At 51.5% G+C, this 307-nt stretch carries 1 protein-coding gene; it reads left to right on the top strand.

Going from position 1 to position 307, the window contains the following annotated elements; translation table 11 throughout:
* A partial coding sequence (locus tag ACYP03_RS25420) for an iron-containing redox enzyme family protein (RefSeq protein ID WP_459782593.1) occupies positions 1-307 on the top strand: 307 nt, incomplete at both ends.

The following is a 307-nucleotide window of genomic DNA, read 5'->3' as shown; positions in this document are numbered from 1 at the left end:
TGGTGTCTTACCTCTATCACCAGATTGACCGTCGAAATCCGATGGGACTGTTCGGCATGGTCTGGGTGCTGGAAGGGACCAGTGTCAGTATCGGCGGTCAGATTGCTCAGCAGATCCAGCAAGTACTCGGCCTGCCTGATAACGCCATGACCTATCTCAAGTCACACAGTGAGCTGGATCAAAGTCATATTCAAACCTTTGAAAGCCTGATGAACCGCATTGACGACCCCAACGATCAGCGCGCCATTATAGAGAGTGCCAATATGGTCTATGGCCTTTACGGCCAGATGCTGGCTTCACTGCCTAT

The sequence above is a fragment of the Photobacterium sp. R1 genome (assembly GCF_054600795.1).
The sequence above is the reverse complement of the archived record's forward strand: the minus strand, read 5'-3'. Positions and strand labels throughout refer to the sequence as shown.